Annotated in this window: 14 protein-coding genes and 2 pseudogenes; 11 read left to right on the forward strand and 5 right to left on the reverse strand. The window is 41.9% G+C overall.

Going from position 1 to position 17,325, the window contains the following annotated elements; genetic code table 11:
• Positions 1 to 229: 229 nt before the first annotated feature.
• The 10 genes and pseudogenes from AMS66_RS17320 to AMS66_RS33805 form a co-directional block, all read left to right on the forward strand.
• Positions 230 to 484 (forward strand): hypothetical protein, encoded by a 255-nt coding sequence (locus AMS66_RS17320; protein ID WP_201782187.1) that lies wholly within the window; start codon positions 230 to 232, stop codon positions 482 to 484.
• A gap of 1,198 nt (positions 485 to 1,682) precedes the next feature.
• Positions 1,683 to 2,549: a carbohydrate ABC transporter permease gene (locus tag AMS66_RS17335; protein ID WP_053781992.1), complete on the forward strand. Its 867-nt coding sequence runs from the start codon at positions 1,683 to 1,685 to the stop codon at positions 2,547 to 2,549.
• 16 nt (positions 2,550 to 2,565) lie between these two features.
• Complete coding sequence (locus AMS66_RS17340; RefSeq protein WP_053781993.1) at positions 2,566 to 3,441, forward strand: carbohydrate ABC transporter permease; 876 nt, start codon at positions 2,566 to 2,568, stop codon at positions 3,439 to 3,441.
• Between the two features lie 151 nt (positions 3,442 to 3,592).
• Positions 3,593 to 4,759 (forward strand): efflux RND transporter periplasmic adaptor subunit, encoded by a 1,167-nt coding sequence (locus AMS66_RS17345; protein ID WP_053781994.1) that lies wholly within the window; start codon positions 3,593 to 3,595, stop codon positions 4,757 to 4,759.
• Between the two features lie 81 nt (positions 4,760 to 4,840).
• Positions 4,841 to 6,139, forward strand: coding sequence for an ABC transporter substrate-binding protein (locus AMS66_RS17350; RefSeq protein WP_053781995.1), 1,299 nt, complete (start codon positions 4,841 to 4,843; stop codon positions 6,137 to 6,139).
• 191 nt (positions 6,140 to 6,330) lie between these two features.
• Positions 6,331 to 7,026: a response regulator transcription factor gene (locus AMS66_RS17355; RefSeq protein WP_053781996.1), complete on the forward strand. Its 696-nt coding sequence runs from the start codon at positions 6,331 to 6,333 to the stop codon at positions 7,024 to 7,026.
• Complete coding sequence (locus tag AMS66_RS17360) at positions 7,019 to 8,116, forward strand: sensor histidine kinase (protein ID WP_053781997.1); 1,098 nt, start codon at positions 7,019 to 7,021, stop codon at positions 8,114 to 8,116. The genes AMS66_RS17355 and AMS66_RS17360 overlap by 8 nt, the downstream gene beginning before the upstream one ends.
• Positions 8,117 to 8,320: 204 nt before the next feature.
• Complete coding sequence (locus AMS66_RS34725) at positions 8,321 to 8,572, forward strand: VanZ family protein (RefSeq protein WP_407944552.1); 252 nt, start codon at positions 8,321 to 8,323, stop codon at positions 8,570 to 8,572.
• 49 nt (positions 8,573 to 8,621) lie between these two features.
• Positions 8,622 to 11,540, forward strand: a complete 2,919-nt coding sequence (locus AMS66_RS17370; RefSeq protein WP_053781999.1) for a hypothetical protein — start codon at positions 8,622 to 8,624, stop codon at positions 11,538 to 11,540.
• 247 nt (positions 11,541 to 11,787) lie between these two features.
• Positions 11,788 to 11,907, forward strand: a pseudogene (locus tag AMS66_RS33805) (IS5-like element ISLpl3 family transposase); the annotation flags it as partial.
• 18 nt (positions 11,908 to 11,925) lie between these two features.
• On the opposite strand, the gene AMS66_RS17380 reads toward AMS66_RS33805, so the two are convergent.
• The 5 genes from AMS66_RS17380 to AMS66_RS17400 all read right to left on the reverse strand — a co-directional run bounded on the left by AMS66_RS17380 (position 11,926) and on the right by AMS66_RS17400 (position 17,109).
• On the reverse strand, positions 11,926 to 12,735 hold the full coding sequence (locus tag AMS66_RS17380) for an aminoglycoside N(3)-acetyltransferase (protein WP_053782000.1): 810 nt from the start codon (positions 12,733 to 12,735) through the stop codon (positions 11,926 to 11,928).
• A gap of 214 nt (positions 12,736 to 12,949) precedes the next feature.
• On the reverse strand, positions 12,950 to 14,287 hold the full coding sequence (locus AMS66_RS17385) for an MFS transporter (RefSeq protein ID WP_053782001.1): 1,338 nt from the start codon (positions 14,285 to 14,287) through the stop codon (positions 12,950 to 12,952).
• A 29-nt stretch (positions 14,288 to 14,316) separates the two neighbouring features.
• Positions 14,317 to 15,033, reverse strand: coding sequence for a purine-nucleoside phosphorylase (gene deoD / locus AMS66_RS17390; RefSeq protein ID WP_053782002.1), 717 nt, complete (start codon positions 15,031 to 15,033; stop codon positions 14,317 to 14,319).
• 209 nt (positions 15,034 to 15,242) lie between these two features.
• Positions 15,243 to 15,986, reverse strand: coding sequence for a GntR family transcriptional regulator (locus AMS66_RS17395; RefSeq protein ID WP_053782003.1), 744 nt, complete (start codon positions 15,984 to 15,986; stop codon positions 15,243 to 15,245).
• Between the two features lie 79 nt (positions 15,987 to 16,065).
• Complete coding sequence (locus AMS66_RS17400) at positions 16,066 to 17,109, reverse strand: NAD-dependent epimerase/dehydratase family protein (RefSeq protein ID WP_053782004.1); 1,044 nt, start codon at positions 17,107 to 17,109, stop codon at positions 16,066 to 16,068.
• A gap of 70 nt (positions 17,110 to 17,179) precedes the next feature.
• Between AMS66_RS17400 and AMS66_RS33810 the strand changes: the two are divergent.
• Positions 17,180 to 17,325, forward strand: a pseudogene (locus tag AMS66_RS33810) (ATP-binding cassette domain-containing protein); the annotation flags it as partial.

Below are 17,325 nucleotides of genomic sequence, written 5' to 3' on the forward strand. Positions count from 1 at the left end.
TTGTATATTCCACATCCATTCGTATAAATTTGACGCGCAAGTAAGGCGTGCATCTGCTAATCATGCAAAGCTGATTCTTATATGGTCAATTCTATGGAAAGAACTCTTCATGCTAATTCTCATGAAGAGTTCTTTCGCTTTTGTGGTGATACGGTGAACCTTATCATAAGTAGGGCGAAACTGTTGGTTAAGGCTAAGTCGAGATTTAGTACTATCGATGATATAGTATATGGCTATGTTAGAATTAGCTCATTGTAGGCTATATAACGGAGGAAATGTTTTGGTAAGTATGACGGATCTAGAGCTCAGTGAGCAAGTTGATAATATAAGGAGTGAAGCAAGTGAAAAGAGTTCCAAACTAAAAAAGAAAAAGTTCAGTCAATATTTTACTGGTCATAAATTATCTAATTTTATGGCTGAATTCACTTCAATTAACAGTGATCACGTAAGAATACTTGACCAGGTGAAGGGGGTGAACCGCTAACTGCGTCAGTTATAGAAAAGCTATGTAGAAGCGAAAAAAAACCATTGAAAATCACAGCTTTTCTATTTGAGGTTGAGTGAACAGATCCCAAACAAAGATCTAAATCCAAATGGGTCTTGCTTTAAACATCAGCATCAATGTACTTAACGATTCTTTCGCAAATTTCATGAGTGATTAGTGAATCATCAATAGAGGGATCAGGTATCCCATTATGTTTAACGCAATCTATAAAATGATCTACTATTTGATAGAAGTCGCGTTTATACAGTGTGGATTCCCAATCCCCGAATTTAGATATACTTATTTCTTTATTATGAAAGTGAGTGGTTTCAACAAGACTGTTTACTACTATTTATTATGGCCGGTCATATACTCAATGATTTCCTCTGTAACACCACCATTTCTGTTCGTTACGCCTATAGCAGTACACTTCTTCTCCAATAAGTTGTATGACCAAATGATCAAGCATGTCATCTTTTCTAAGGTACTCTACCTTTACATCCTTGACCGGGGTATCCATTAAAAATCTAAGCGTATCTACTACATGTATAAAATCCTCTACAACAACTCTTCTTATATAGTATGGAGCAGCGAATCTATTTTTCCGCTCTCTTGTGAGAGTTCCACAATTTTTTCCGTTTCATGGAAAAATTTTTGAAGCTAATTACTCCTGTATCCAACGTTTTGACTTTCTAAGCTTACGTATCCATGCCTTCACTTTAATAACTATTGTAGAAATTAATATTATAAAAATGATAGTTGAGACGAAGTATGTTTGTGTGGTTTGAAATCAAAAGCAACCGAATAAGCCGTATGGCAGTATCCGGTTGCTTGGATTCACCTAAACTGAATATGTTTTCAAACGTCACTTACTCGAATCTCCCTTCAAATCAACTGCTGAACCAAATTGAAGGTCCCATCCAGGCAGCTTGGAACGAAGGCAAAATATTTATACGTTCCGGCAGGCTGATTGCCAAGGTACCAGGTGCCTGTATGAAATCCAATCCTGAGATTTAAGAAAAATTTAACAATTACCCTACTTCTTTTTAAACAGTTTTTCCTATTCTAAATGAGTGGGTGAGAAAGCTGAGGACGAAGAAATGGGTTTTTTTGCTAGTTATATTTTTGCTTCTGGCTTTATAAAGAAATGGGTTTAGACCCTTGAGCAGTAGTTATTGAAAGGATGATGAAGACAACTATGAAGAACTGGTTTCGTAAGGATACTTCAGCGGCATTGATGTTTCTTGCGCCGAGTGGTGTTGGATTTGCGCTGTTCTACCTTATTCCGTTTGCCATGGGAGTGTTTTATTCTTTTATGGACAGCACGGTAGATAGCCAATTTGTAGGGTTGGATAATTATCGCGAACTGCTTGCGAGCAATTCCTTCAGACAGGCAGCATCCAATACGTTTTATTTTAGCGCGGTTAGTGTTCCGCTTATGCTTGTGCTATCGCTAGGTTTGGCGATGCTGTTGAATAAAAATATATATTTTCGAAAATGGCTGCGGACTGCGTTTGTGTTACCGCTTGTCGTTCCAGTCGCCTCGATTATTCTGATCTGGCAGATGCTGTTCGATTGGAACGGCTCCCTGAACGCTTGGTTGAGCTACTTTGGATCCGAACGTGTGGATTGGATGAAGACCGATGCGGCCCGAAATGTAGTTATTGTCGTGTATTTATGGAAGAACATCGGCTATAACGTCATATTGTTTTTGGCGGGACTACAGCAAATCCCGAAGGATTATTACGAAACCGCCCAAATTGAAGGGGCAGGGCGTTTACGGCAGTTTCGCAGTATTACACTTGTCTATCTAACATCCACGATGTTCTTTGTAGTGATCATGTCGATCATTAACTCATTTAAAGTATTTCGGGAAACGTATTTGATCGCAGGCGATTATCCGCATGACAGTATATACATGATGCAGCACTATATGAACAACATGTTCATGTCGCTAGATATTCAGAAGCTGACTGCGGCTGCGACCTTGATGTTTGGTTGTATTTTTCTGATCGTCATGGGATTGTTTGCGATTGAACGCTGGCATCGGCAGTTCATGGAATAGGGGGTAGGGAAAGGTCGTGCGAGTTTCTAAAATATTGAAAAAAAGTGCGTTAACAGTCGTCATGGGTGCTATCGCGGTCATGTTAATATTCCCAATTGTAATCACTTTCACAAATTCGCTCATGACAGAACGAGAAATTGGCATCAATTATGGGCCCATAGGGCAGATAAACGAAGCGGTAGCAGGGAGAGCAAATCCTTTTGTGAATTTAAAATTGCTGCCGGATAAAGTGTCCTTGGAGCAGTATGACAAGATTTTGGTGGGTAGCCCAAAATATCTGATGATGTTCTGGAATTCGGTATTCATGGTGGTGCCGATCATCGCAGGGCAGACCCTCGTAGCAGCACTGGCTGCATACGCGTTCTCCAAGCTGAAATTTCGCGGCCGGGAGCCTTTGTTTCTCGTCTATGTTTTGACGATGCTCATGCCATTCCAAGTGACGCTAGTACCGAATTACATTATGGCGGATAAGCTTGGGCTGCTGAATAGTCCGAATGCGATTATATTACCTGGGATTTTCGCAGCTTTCGGTGTGTTTATGCTCAGGCAGTTCATGCTGGCTATTCCATATGCCTACATCGAAGCGGCCAAGATCGATGGAGCCGGACATTTGCGGATATTCTGTACCATTATTATCCCGATGATCAAACCAGGTCTGGCTGCACTCATTATTTTATTGTTCGTCGACTATTGGAACATGGTGGAGCAGCCGCTTATTTTTCTGGACGATCCGTTCAAGCAGCCGCTATCGGTTTATTTATCCATGATCAATAAAGAGAAGGGGATTGCTTTCGCTGCATCGGTGCTCTACATGTCTCCGATGGTGCTGTTGTTTCTGTATGCAGAGTCGTATTTCATTGAAGGCATTCAATTGTCTGGCATCAAGGGGTAATGTTCGCGAAGCACTGATGCTTTACGAAGCAAGTTTTGCCTAGGCAAAACTCAGACAAAGCTTACGAAGTAAACTTTCCTACGGAAAGTTCAGATCATGCTTACGAAGTAAACTTTCCTACGGAAAGTTTTTAGGAGGAGAAGAACGGGATATGGAGTTAGAAAAAGTGGCGGCTGATCGTAGGCGTAAACGAATCATTCAGATCGTGTTCATTATTTTTATGGGATTGTTAATCTTCTTTACGTTGTTCAGTAACACGCTACAGTCGCTGACCTTGCCGAAAGTGAGAACGGAAAAGCCGGCTGCTGGAAGTCTTGTATTTACGATCGAAGGTAGCGGAATACTGCAACCGCTCGCCGAAGCTAAACTATCGAATGCTGCCGGCTGGAAGGTCCAGAAGATTCTCGTGAAAGAAGGTGATCGTGTGAAGAAGGGGCAGAAGCTAATCATCTATGACAGCAAATCTGCCGAACGAGAATTGGAAGATGAAATAACCAATTTAGAAAAACAGCAAATCGAGCAGCAGAATATTCAAGATCAGTTCATTCAGTCGAGCATGGAAGGGGACGAACTCAAGATTCGGAATGCAAGACGTACTATTGAAACAGGTAAACTTAATCTACGTACGCAGGAACGTAAAATTAACGAGATGAGAGATAAACTGACAAGCCAACAAGATATGACCGCTCCTTTCGATGGTATTATAGCGAAATTGAATGCCGTTGAAGGGTTAACATCAGCGGGAGAACCGGATGTTCTTGTCTCGAACAGCAGCCTAGGTTATCGATTCGACATATCTGCTGATTCAAAGGTGTTGTCCAGCTTAGGGATTTCGATCGGAGAGAAGATCGAGGTCGAGGTCGAGGTAAATACTGTCCAAGAACAACAGGCCCGTATGATCGAAGGCACGATTGAGGAAGTGGCGAATGAACAACCGCGTATCGAGAGCTCATCTAGTGAAGAGGGGGGCCAGACCATAACGATCCCTCAGAAGGTTCTTCGCATAAAGGTCGTTAACTCTGAACTGAAAGGGGGTGAGCAGGCAAGGATTAAAATCGAGAAACGCTCAAAGCAAGAGGGACTTCTCATTTCCAATGTGGCTATTCATGAGGAGCGCGACGGCATGTTTGTTTATAAAATTGAAGAGCAGAGAGGGGCATTAGGCAATGTCTTTGTTGTGCGTAAAGTCCTCATTCATACAAGTGAAACGAATGACAAAGAAACGATGATCCAATCGGATAGCCTCTATGAGGAAGAACTGATTATTCTGGAAAGCAGTGAGCCTTTACAAGACGGAAACCGTATTCGAATGGAATAGTTAAGCATATAAGAGATAAAATTCAGCAAATGCTTACGAAGATAGTTTTTTTAACAAAAAACTCTAGGAGGAATTTATACAATGAAGAAGTGGCTGTGGATGATATGTGTTGGTATTTTAATGACAACAACGACTGCATGTGGTTCTGGAGGTAGTAAGGAAAGTAAAGAAAGTAAAGAGGGGAGAAAAGTCGTTACTTTGTCTATACAACAACCGAGCGAATTTCTTCAGACAGCAGAGAAAAAGTTTGAAGAAAAGTATCCAGATATTGATCTTCAAATTCAGATTACAGATGATTATGAAAAATACACAAAAACGACGAATACAGCGCTGCTATCAGGAAAGGGTCCGGATATCTTCGAAATAACCGGCCGCATGCCTATCGATGATTACTTGAGCAAAAAGGTTCTCCTGAACATGGATGATTCCATGGAACAAGACAAAACGTTGAATAAAAGCGATTTGAAAATGAACGTATTGGAACTATTGAAGGTGAATGGCGGTATGTATGCCATGCCTCTCGGATTCGGGATGAGTTTATTCGCAGGAGACGGGAACGTGATTAAGAACTCCACTGTGAAGATTGACGACAAGAGCTGGAACTGGAATACCTTTGAGGATATCTCGAAGCAGCTCATTCAACAGGCAGAGAAGGGTGGCAAGAAACAGTTTTATGGCTTGGCGTATTACCCGGCGGATAGCAATCTCACGAGCATGGTCTCGGACAATTACGCGGAGTTCGTCGACCTCACGGCGAAAAAGGCAAAGTTCGACTCCCCCGAATTCGTGGAACTGATGCAGAATATCAAAAAAATGTTTGATGAAAAAGTCATGACTGAGGAGCTAGCGGAAACGGACAATCAGTTGTTTTCTCACGTCAATGTAACGTCGGTAGACTTTATCGGCAGCTTATATTCACACTTTGAAAATCCGGTACTGCTGCAACAGCCGCATATAGGGAAATCAGAAGGAACGCGGATCTTTCCTTTATCCCAAATTGCGATACGGGCCAATTCTCCGGTGAAGGACGAAGCGTGGAAGTTCATTTCCTTCCTATTATCTGACGAGGCACAATCGCTGCAAGAGAGAGAAGGTTTCTCCCTGCTAGCATCTGTGGACGATAAAAAACTGAACGAGATTCAGGAACAAGTTAAAAGCGGAACATACAAGTTCTTGGACGGCAAAAAGGCCAAGGTATCGGAGGTAGAATTTACGCAGTTCAAACATTTAGTTCATGGCACGTATAAATACGAGGACGCGGATGCTAAAGTACTTCGAATGATATCCGAAGATTCCGTATTCTTCTTCAGTGGACAAAAGTCCGCAGATGAAGTTGCCAAGCTGATCCAGAACAAGGTGACAATCTATTTAAACGAATAGGAAACAATACAACTGAAGCAGCTTCCCTGTGAGCTGCTTTTTAAAGCTATATAGATTAAACTAAAGTTTGCGCTCATAAGTTCAATCATTTCTAAAGAGAATCATGAATATGAGGATTCGTCTTTAGTTCAATCGATATATCAACATGGAAAATATATATTGCTAATCATCTTATTAGGAGTGGAAAAGGAATGAGGCGTATCACGATTTTGATAGCAGATGATGAGGTGGAGATCGCTGATCTGGTTGCCTTGCACTTACAAAAAGAGGGATATCATATTGTCAAAGCATCCGATGGGAAAGCAGCTATTCATGCTATTCAATCGCAATCGATAGATTTGGCCATTTTGGATATTATGATGCCTGAGCTGGATGGTTACGAGGTCACCCGTCAAATTCGGGAAAAGAATCATCTGCCGATCATTTTTTTAAGTGCCAAGACCTCTGATCTTGATAAGATCACAGGACTGGTGATGGGGGCAGACGACTATATGACTAAACCGTTCAATCCTATGGAATTGGTGGCTCGTGTGAATTCTCAACTGCGTCGTTCCAAGGTGTTCAATCAACCTGCAGTAGTGAATACAGGGGTACTGGAAGCCGGTGGATTAACGATTTCGCCTGATCAGCATACTGTTACCTTATATGGCGAGGTTATCGAGTTAACGCCGAAGGAATTTGATATCCTATACCTCTTAGCAAGTCATCCAAAGCAAATCTTTTGCGCGGAAAATATTTTCCAACAGGTGTGGGGCGAAGCATACTATGACAGAGGCAATACGGTCATGGTACATATTCGTACCCTGCGTAAGAAGCTTGGAGAAGATATCAGCAAGAATAAATTCATCAAAACCATTTGGGGTGTGGGGTATACAATCAATGAATAAGCGAATCCGAAGTTTTCGGACAAAAATGATTCTGCTGCTGGGGTTAAGTATGCTTCTGTCCGGTATGACCACGTATGGGATCTATAGAATTCTTCAATTCTATTATGCCGGTGTTCACGTAGAAGATCAATTAGCTCAGTATCGTCGCTTCGTTTATAACATAGGGGATATTTATTTTTTTCTAATTATTTTTATTCCGCTAGCTATATTATTTTTCTTTTTGCTCACGAAGCCGTATGTCACCTACTTTAATGAAATTTCCAAGGGGATTCGTCATCTTGCCAATGGTGAATTTAAGAATCATGTACATATTTCCTCGAATGATGAGTTCAGAACCATTGCGGAGGATATTAATCTCGCGAGTGAAAAACTGGAAGCGGCGGTGGAACGAGGGGATTTTGCTGAGAACAGTAAGGATCAGTTGGTCGTAAATTTAGCGCATGATTTACGCACGCCACTTACTTCTGTATTGGGTTATTTAGATTTAATTCTTAAGGATGATCATTTGACAGAGGAGCAACACAGACATTTCACATCCATTGCCTTCATCAAATCTCAACGTCTAGAAAAGCTAATCGATGGGTTGTTCGAGATCACTAGAATGAACTATGGCATGCTGCCCGTTGAAAAGAAGCGAATAGACATCAGCGAGCTTCTGATGCAATTGAATGAGGAATTATATCCTGTTTTCGAGAAAAACAACCTGATTTCCAGATTGAATATTGAACCTAACCTATACATTTCTGGCGATGGAGAACTGTTGGTCCGTGTATTTGAGAATCTATTGACCAATGCCACTCGTTACGGGAACGATGGACTGTATGTAGATATCAATAGCCATCTTGATTCAGGGTATGTGGTGATTCAGATCGTCAACTATGGGGGCCATATCGCTCCAGAGGAATTGCCGCATATCTTCGATATGTATTATACGAGTGATCGGGCACGAACGCATCAAGAGGGTGGTACAGGTCTTGGACTGTTCATTGCAAGGAATATTGTGGAGCAGCATGATGGAATGATTTCGGTCGAGAGTAATGTGGTGCGAACACTGTTTGAGATTCAACTGCCGCAAGAATCCATAATTTAAGAGAAACTTTATATTTGTCCGCTTTTTTTTTAACTAATTTTCTCTATCCTGATTATATGAGGTGTTAAGGAGGAAATAGTTGGCAGCGGGGTTTGTTATGTATCTGTATTTATTAATCAAGCTGATCTTATTTAAGTGGGGTTCTGTTGACACCCATTTTTTGCTTTATCAACTTCAGCAGACGTTACACCAACTTTTATTCCGCTGGGTATCTTCATTCCTAAACTATTCACTCGAAGAGGCGCATCATTCGCGAATGTGTTCATTCTCTCCTTTTCTTTAAGCTTATGCTTCGAAGTTACACAGCTACTCTTGTGTATTGGAACATTTGATGTGGATGACCTCATATTGAACACTTCCGGCGGAATGGTTGGTTGCGGTGCCTTGAGACTGTTTATGATAAGAAACAAACCCCAATCCCATGAAAATTTGGTGTTATCCCCTTCAAGTAGATAATCTAAAATTTTCTCAAAATATAAGGACTTTTATTCAAGGAGGAAAATTCATGCACAAACGAAGAAAGACCTATGCTGTAGTACTGCTCAGCACAGTGCTTCTAAGCCAGTCTATTACATACGGAGCTTACGCAGCATCGGCAGGCGCTGCTAAATCAACAACGGCAGCAGAATTCACTCTGGACAAACTCGGGTCTATAGCTTTGAAGAGCAATGTCAGCGTAAAGCTGATCGATATGGACATACTTGCGCAGCCGAGCGGTAATATACTTATATACACGCTTAGTTATAGCAATGGTAGTGGTAGTAGTGTAAATCTTATCGATTATTTCTCTAAGGTTACCACTAAAGGGGGTACGGTTGTACAAGGAAGACCTATCACAAGTGATGTGACAAAAAAAACGGTGCCCTCCAAGAGCAGCGAATCCATAACTTATTATGTGAATATCAGCAAGGCTACAAAAGCAGACGGAGCCAATGTTTCAATATTTGGTTGGGATTTCAGCAGTGCGGGTTATCAGAAAAAGATGGGTGTTTTCAAGATTCCGGACAATTATTCATTCGTAGTTCCTAAAGACCAGAGCCAAAAGATCACGATGAATAACCTGCCTGTAACGACCAAAGCGGAAAGTCTGCAAATGATTAAACTTAATGGAAAAGTATACATGAAGGTAGGCGTCAGTCTCGCTAATTCGGGTACAACGGTGCTTAGCGATCCCGGCTATAAAGCATACCTGAAATCAGCCGGTGGCTCGGTATTCGAGCTCAAGCTAGATGATGCCAGCAGTAGTTACAAGGTACAGCCTCAAGAGAAGAAAACGATCTACTATTTGGTAGAAGTCCCTTCCAATATAAAATCGGCTAATATGACGCTACAATTCACGCAGGAAGACTCAACTTTGAAAATTAATCTCCCGGTTAAATCCTTCAGACTTCCTGCAGCAACTTCTGACTTAGCCGTGGCTAAAGACCAGAGCAAGAAGATCACGATGAATAATCTGCCTGTAACGACCAAAGCGGAAAGTCTGCAAATGATTAAACTTAATGGAAAAGTATACATGAAGGTAGGCGTCAGTCTCGCTAATTCGGGTGCAACGGTGCTTAGCGATCCCGGCTATAAAGCATACCTGAAATCAGCCGGTGGCTCGGTATTCGAGCTCAAGCTAGATGATGCTAGCAATAGTTACAAGGTACAGCCTCAAGAGAAGAAAACGATCTACTATTTGGTAGAAGTCCCTTCCAATATAAAATCGGCTAATATGACGCTACAATTCACGCAGGAAGACTCAACTTTGAAAATTAATCTCCCGGTTAAATCCTTCAAACTTCCTGCAGCAACAACTTCTAAAGCCGTGGCTAATTACGCTGTTGAGAAAATTTCCATAGACGATAATACAGTAGAAACACAGCTGAAGAGCGCTTCCGTATATTCGGAGAACGACTCCGGGAAATGGAGCCTTCAATTCCGTATTAAAAATCTCGGTAAAAAATCTGTCACTCTATCAGCTTATGAGCTTTCAATTAAATCCACTGAAGGACACAACATTCCAGTGGATTCTAAGGCGCTTGCCAATCTAACCTTAAAGCCGCTTGATGAGAAGATCATTGATCTCAGCGCAGATGTGCCATTAAATCTAAATCAAAATACATTGCAGTTGCAATTAACTGAATCCGCGGTTGCCGACAAGATTATTTTTCCGACGGCGCATTATAAAATCCCTTATTCTCAGGAAAGCAATAGCGGCTTGGGAGTAGAGAATATGTTGGAGAACCGTCATGGAACGTTCGGGGTAAAGATTGACTCCATCCAGCGGCTGCCATGGGCAGATGAAGATCAAATCGTAGCCCAAATCAGCATTCGCAACACCAAATCCACTACAGTAAAACTGCCTGCGCTCAAAGCTCTGGTCAAAGCGGGACTGAGTGAGCTCAGCAGTACGACGCAGATCGTGGCAAAAAATGCTCAAACGTCCCTCGCTCCTAATGAAACAGCAGAGATGTACGTGTTGGCTAAGGTTCCTTATTCTTTTAATTTCAGTCATTTAAGGATAGAGATGCAGGAAACCATAGGGGAGAATGATGTAAGGAAATTCTTATCCTTGAATACGGATTCACTAAATAACACCATTCATAACGTTGATGCAGGTGGTTATTTCCATATCGATACGCCAGGTAAAAAGGCAGAAATCCGCGAACGTCGGTCAACCGTCTATAATGGAAGCAGCTCAAATATAATGTATACAGAGCTAGAAATGAATAGCAAAGAACCACGAAAATCGGAACAGGCACAGCTTGTTGCTTACTACAAAACACCTGAAAATGAATATTATGAGGCCGAAGTTAGTCAATCGTCCAAGGCAACAAGCCCAAATGGTAAAAATGTGGTTACCGTCTGGAGTAAGCTTCCGCTGAATGTGAATACTTCACAGCTTGTGCTTCATATTGGCGAAGGTGTAGCAGACGGTAAACTGACAGCTATAGGTGGTAAATCAACGGGATATATTAATACAGTTAGATTATCACTGAACACTGCCGGAGTAACGCCGCAGTCCAATCTAAGGAGTGTGGAGTTGTTCCCTTACAGTCTTTCGCTTACCAATGTAGTGGGTACCGTTAGGGAAGGTGAGGATACATTGGATACAGTTGTAACGTACAACTTATCCAAAAATGAAGCTTACGAATCAGGTGAATACGAGCACAAGCTAGTCTTGGAAATCATAGATCCGAATGGACAATCGATGGAAAAGACGTTGACACTCGGGACTGATTTGCTCATCGGTAATAATAAATCGTACGCAACAACGTTTAAAAGTAACCTATACAAAAAATTAAGAGGGGGCGGCATTCGGATGAATCTGTACGATGAGTTCCAAGGTCAAAGAATGTTGCTAGGCAGCCAATCCTATTCACTTACTTACGAAGCATTACCAACAACGTCAACTGATGGCACTGGTAGCGAAGGAAGTTAAAGTACAATCGGCACTAATTTGAGGGTATCTCCATAGTTTGGGCTCGGCCAATTGGTTTCGCAAAGTTAGTGTAAACGAATGGAGGGTTGCTTTAGTTCTATTCTAAACTTTTGGAAGCACCAAAATAAGCAATACTAGTAAAGGCTAGCATTGCTTATTTTTTTATATACAATCATCTAGGACGTGTCTGAAAACTAAAGAAGTTAGTCATGTGATATGTTTTAGAAAAACGATTGGAGCATGAATCATGATTCAAAGAAGGTATGAACTAAGCGATGAACAATGGGAACAAATTAAAGATATGTTCCCTCCATATAAAACAGGACGTCCGTCAAAATTAAGCAATCGCACGATGTTTAAGGCCCTCCATGACAGTCGTTTTCTGCTATAGATGCACCCTAGTACGCTCTATCCATGCTGTTGCCCAGTCGATCAACGGTCGTTGTTCCAAGAACCGGACATCGGCGTCTCCAACTTTATGAATCTTCACGTTTTTTTCGGTATCGTAGTGCTGCCCTAATTCAATAAAATCTTCGTCGTTTACGGCTTGGGTCTTGTAAGTGACCCATTCGCGCTTGCCGTTAATCATCATGGCGCTACTTTCCTCTGAGTACTTCTTGCCAGGAAAATTTGCCCTTGTTTCTGCCAAATGCAGCGACGTGTTTTTTTCGTAGCCCACACCAACCAAAAGCACGTAACCGTTTAACTGGTACAGCTTATCCAACGGGGAGCCATCTCCAAAAATGTTGCTTAAATCATGATTTTCCGTTATGTATGACGCATGATTGCCCACCGCCGCTATGGAACGCGCAGGGTGGTGGGACCTTTTGGCTCCCGGCCACTTGCGAAACATCTCGGCTACGACACCCATACCGATTGCGGGGGTAACTTCTTTATCATAAGCGGGCCAGTGTTCTCTAATGGTAGGCCACCATTCTACAGGCTCCTCCCAATGCACGCCTGTGGTCGGGTCGAGATTCTTCCACGTTTGGGATGGCATGATTAGAGTTCCTTTTGCTCCGATGATTTCAAGAAGAGATCGAATGAACGTCTCGGCTCCGCCTACAACAAAACCAAGCTTGCTTAACGAAGTATGAACCATGATGGTTTGTCCCTCCATGAGTCCGCAGCCTTTGAACTTGACGATGAGGTCTTCTTTGGTTAGGATCGCTCTTGTTTCCTTCATGATCATCATTGGAATCTCCACCTTGTCATTTTAATAAAAAAACAAAAAACAACCCGGCTACAAGTAGCGGGGTTGTCTCTAGCAATGCTAGCGAAGCAGTGCCCTAATATTTCATTATATTGTACCAATCCTTTATCTATGCGGCAATAACTTTTACTTTGTTTCAGGAAGGCTGAGAGTGTTTATGGCGGTATTAAGCGTTTTAATCTAAGGAAACTTTTAACTACTTGGACTCAGTGAGTCGGCCGACAAGCAACCCGTACATCAATAGTGCGAACAAGGTAATGCTTGAAAGGATCCATAACACCGTTCCAAAAGATACTACATCCATAAGAGATGCGGTATAGGTGATTCCTATGGAAGCGGATACATTTAACACCAGGCTATAGAATCCAATGGCTGTTCCTGACATTTCTGCAGGGATGGAGCGTACACAGGAATCAAGCAAAGGCGCGTACATAAATGCGAATGACCCCGAGAACAGCAGCATGGAGATAACATATACAGGAATCGAGCCTCCAATCAGGCCGGGTAAAGCCAAGCTGAATACGATTATGCCCATAGCAATGGAAACGGCTTGCTTATTGGTCAATACTTTCGCTATTTTTCCAGACAGCGAACCGACTATTATCGCCGTTACATAGCCCGGTATCAGCAGCAGTGAGATCGTGTCGAGCTGAAGATCATACATCTTTTGAAGCAGGAATGGGAAAATAAAGATGTAGCCCAGTTGAACGGAATAAATCACAAAGGCTATGGCAAGTACGGATGCAAACCGTTTATTTTGAAAAAAGGAAATCCCGATGAACGCCTTCTTACTCTTACTGATATAGCCAAGAAAAAGTGCTGCTGTGGCTACGAAACTCATAATAAAGATCCAGTTGAAATCCGTTAAATACATCAACACAGAAGTAGTAATGGCAGATATGAGAATCAGACCGATGAGATCAACATGACTCTTCCGAGATCGTTCCTTCGGCAAATATTTAAGAATGAAGGGAATAAGGATTAAGGACAGCAGCGGAATTAAGAATAATGTTGACCAACTTAAATAGGTAGACACGAATCCCCCAGTAATGGAACCGATAACAAGAGAAAGTGAATAGCTGCTTGTGCTGAGACCCAGGAACTTCTTCTGTTCATCTTTGGGCAGGTGTTTCATTACATAGATAACATATAAAGTTTCAGCCGCGGCCAGACCTGCAGTCTGGATCATACGAGCAATAACAATGATTAGATAAGAGTCTTGAAAAATATACCCAATAATTGAACCAATGCAGATTAAGATAATCCCTGCAACCAGCAGCTTTCTGATACTGATGGAGTCGGCCAAAGAGGCATAGATGACAGCGCCAATTCCAATCACAAGTCCCGCTAATGAAGCTTGCAAGCTAACCATAGTTGCCGAGATTCCCAGATCATCGCCTATGGCTACTGAAACCAACTTGAATGAGTTATCGATGATCAAGGCAAAGACGAAAAAGAGCAGAATGACAGGGACTGCCCTTTTCGCTTGAAAGGGCGGGGTATTTTGCGGTGTCTGTTCAGTTATTGTAGCCATTCGTCACATTCCTTTCCGGAATCAGATGATTAAGCAAGTTCTAGTGCAATTTCCATCATTTTAGTGAAAGCGGTCTGTCTCTCTTCAGGGGTCGTGGATTCATGTCTGAAAATATGATCGCTGATCGTCAAGATACACAGGGCATTAACGCCCGCCTGGGCTGCATTCATATACAGGCCTGCAGATTCCATCTCGGCGCATAGAATTCCCATTTCGCTCCATCTCTTCAGCGCCGTTGGGTCCGCATTATAGAAGATATCACTGGAGAGCACATTGCCTACATGAACCTTCTGCCCCTGCGCATCGGCTATTTTCTTGGCTTTTTCCAACAGTTCGAATGATGCCGTAATCGAATAGTGACCTGGGAGATTGTACTGGTGTCCATAATTGGAATCGGTTGCAGAACCCATCGCGAAAACAATGTCATACAGGTTCAAATGATCTTGAATGGCCCCTGCGGAACCAATACGAATGAGATTCTTCACACCGAATACATGAATCAGCTCCCATGAGTACAGACTCATGCTTGGTGTTCCCATTCCAGTACCCATCACTGATATTTTTCGATCCTTGAAAGTTCCCGTATAGCCCAGCATCCCGCGAACATTATTGAACTGGACGACATTTTCCAAATAGTTCTCTGCAATAAACTTTGCTCTTAAAGGATCGCCTGGCAATAGAATCGTCTCGGCGATCTCTACTCCTCCAGGTTGAATATGCGGCGTTTCTTTAGGGGATGTGCTCATTTCAAATCTCCTTTTTTTTATGAATTGGTATAGTTGTATAATAAGTTGTCTAATTGGTATGAGAATAAAGTACCACACATCGCATTCTCTATCAACTAATTTTTTATGGATAAAATACCCACATTCTTTCCCGGTAGTCAATCTTGTATGCAAAAGGGCAGTGACCTCTCCTATATGGAGAAGTCACTGCCCTGCAATGATAATAAGCGCTATTGTTTCGAAGCGTTAATTACAATCTGGCTAAATTCTTTAGGAATATAATATTTATTGTATACAATAGGGTACTGTTCATTTACATAGAGACTTTCCAGCAGCAAGTCGCACCCCTCGCCGGCATCAAGTTTATATTTTTGAGATGAGGTATTCATCACCGTGGAATGTCTGACCTCTACCGTTGCAGAGTTAGCCAGCTCATATACCTTATTCTCAAGCATGCCCAGCAATTGTTCTTCATTCTGGAGATCCAGGTTCAATTCTGTTACGGCCTCAATGGCCATAAAGGTAAATCCGTAAGCTACTGCCTGTCCTTTACTCATATACCAACGCTCAATGGCTACTACAGCTGTGGCTTTTCTTTTCAGAACCTCTTTCGTGTAGTCACTCTCGAGGTCCAGTCTGAACTGGATGTCGACATGATCAATGTCCTCTGTATGGCACTTATAAATAGGATTTCCGATTTTCTCCAGCCCATCGTTCCTCTGCACCATTCGAGATCGGGTAACAAAGTTCCCTTTACCATGAATACTCGTCACCAGACCGTCATCTTGCAATAGAGCTAATGCTTGTCTTAACGTCATTCTGCTTACGTCGAACATTTTGGCAAGTTCAGGTTCAGCAGGCAATTGACTATTGGAGGGGAATACACCACTCATGATCTTTTTGAAAAGTTCATCGTATACGGTAAGGTATAGCGGTTTTTTTTCTTTGGGTAGATGTCCCGGCTTTATTTCCATCGGTTCACACACCTATTCTCTTAATTCATCAGTTAGAGCATATTATAGCACACCTGTAATCGTTGAGTTTGGGCGAATCTTATGTTTGAAATTTTGTATAATTGTTTTTATCCTTCAACATTTTTTCCATGGCTTGTATTACTGTAGTATTCGGTTCTGTATACTCATACGCGTACGCTTCGGGATGGTTAGTCTTATACACTACGCGGTTTAACATACGAGGTACCATATCTTGATAGTATGACGTTGAATGACAATGGCCCAATAAATCGGCCGCGTCATTTCCAGGAATGATTCGAGCAGCATCACCTAACACGGTTTTAATCTGCTCATCTGTAAATTGTTCTTTAATCAAATTTAAGAGAGTAGAGTATGTTGATTTAAAAGCAGAGGCGAAATGACGCTTTCCATTTGCTGCAGTCGATTTCATCAACGTAATGTTCATTGCCGCTGCGTCGCGCACATCAACCCCATATAGTTGCGAATCTGCCATAGCTCTATCGCCGCGAAGCATGGCATAAATCATATCATTGTGCCAAGGCACAAAGCTTGGTCCCATAACATGCGTAGGGTGGATCGTTGTCATGATTATGTTTGATATATTTTCATGAGATTGGATAAACGACCAGGCTGCTCTTTCTTCCATCGTTTTTGAAACCATATTGTGGTCGAACAAGCCTCCCCTGTCTTCATTGGTCCAGTCATCCTCTGTAAACGTCGTTTTTGATGGGTCTTCATTGCCGTAAGCAATGGTTGATTCCGCAGTGGTGTGCACGAACTTTTTGACACTACCCGAATCAACAGCCAATTGTAAGAGCAGGCGGATGCCTTTTTGCTTTGTTCGGCCTCTATCTTTAAATGTTTTGTCGTTTGGACTAAAGCCACTTCCCTGATTAAAAATCCATTTTGCTTCCCTTAAAACTTCATGCCAATTTTCTGTTTCACCTATGTTTGCTTTGTAGAAGTTCACATTTGGCAATAACGTTTGAAGCTGTTGTGCTTTTGCTTCATTTCGGTATGTTCCCACAATATGGTTATAACCCATATCTGTTAACTGTTTGGCAATCCATGCGCCGATGTAACCTGTTACCCCTATAATGACAATCTTATCGTTTGGTTCCAATTTTACGTATCCCCTTTCAACAAAATTGAATGATATTAATATCTCCTGAGCATTGTGGCTGTATTTCTTCAATTTAATGATTATGGACGAACCAGATGTATTTTTAGACTTTGAAAATCTAAATGCGCTTAAAAATCTTATTAATTCCCACAAGGGAATGCTGCTAGTTGTTACGCACAACCGATATCTATTGAATCATTGTTTCAACAAAATTAT

This window comes from Paenibacillus xylanivorans (assembly GCF_001280595.1).
Classification (GTDB): domain Bacteria; phylum Bacillota; class Bacilli; order Paenibacillales; family Paenibacillaceae; genus Paenibacillus; species Paenibacillus xylanivorans.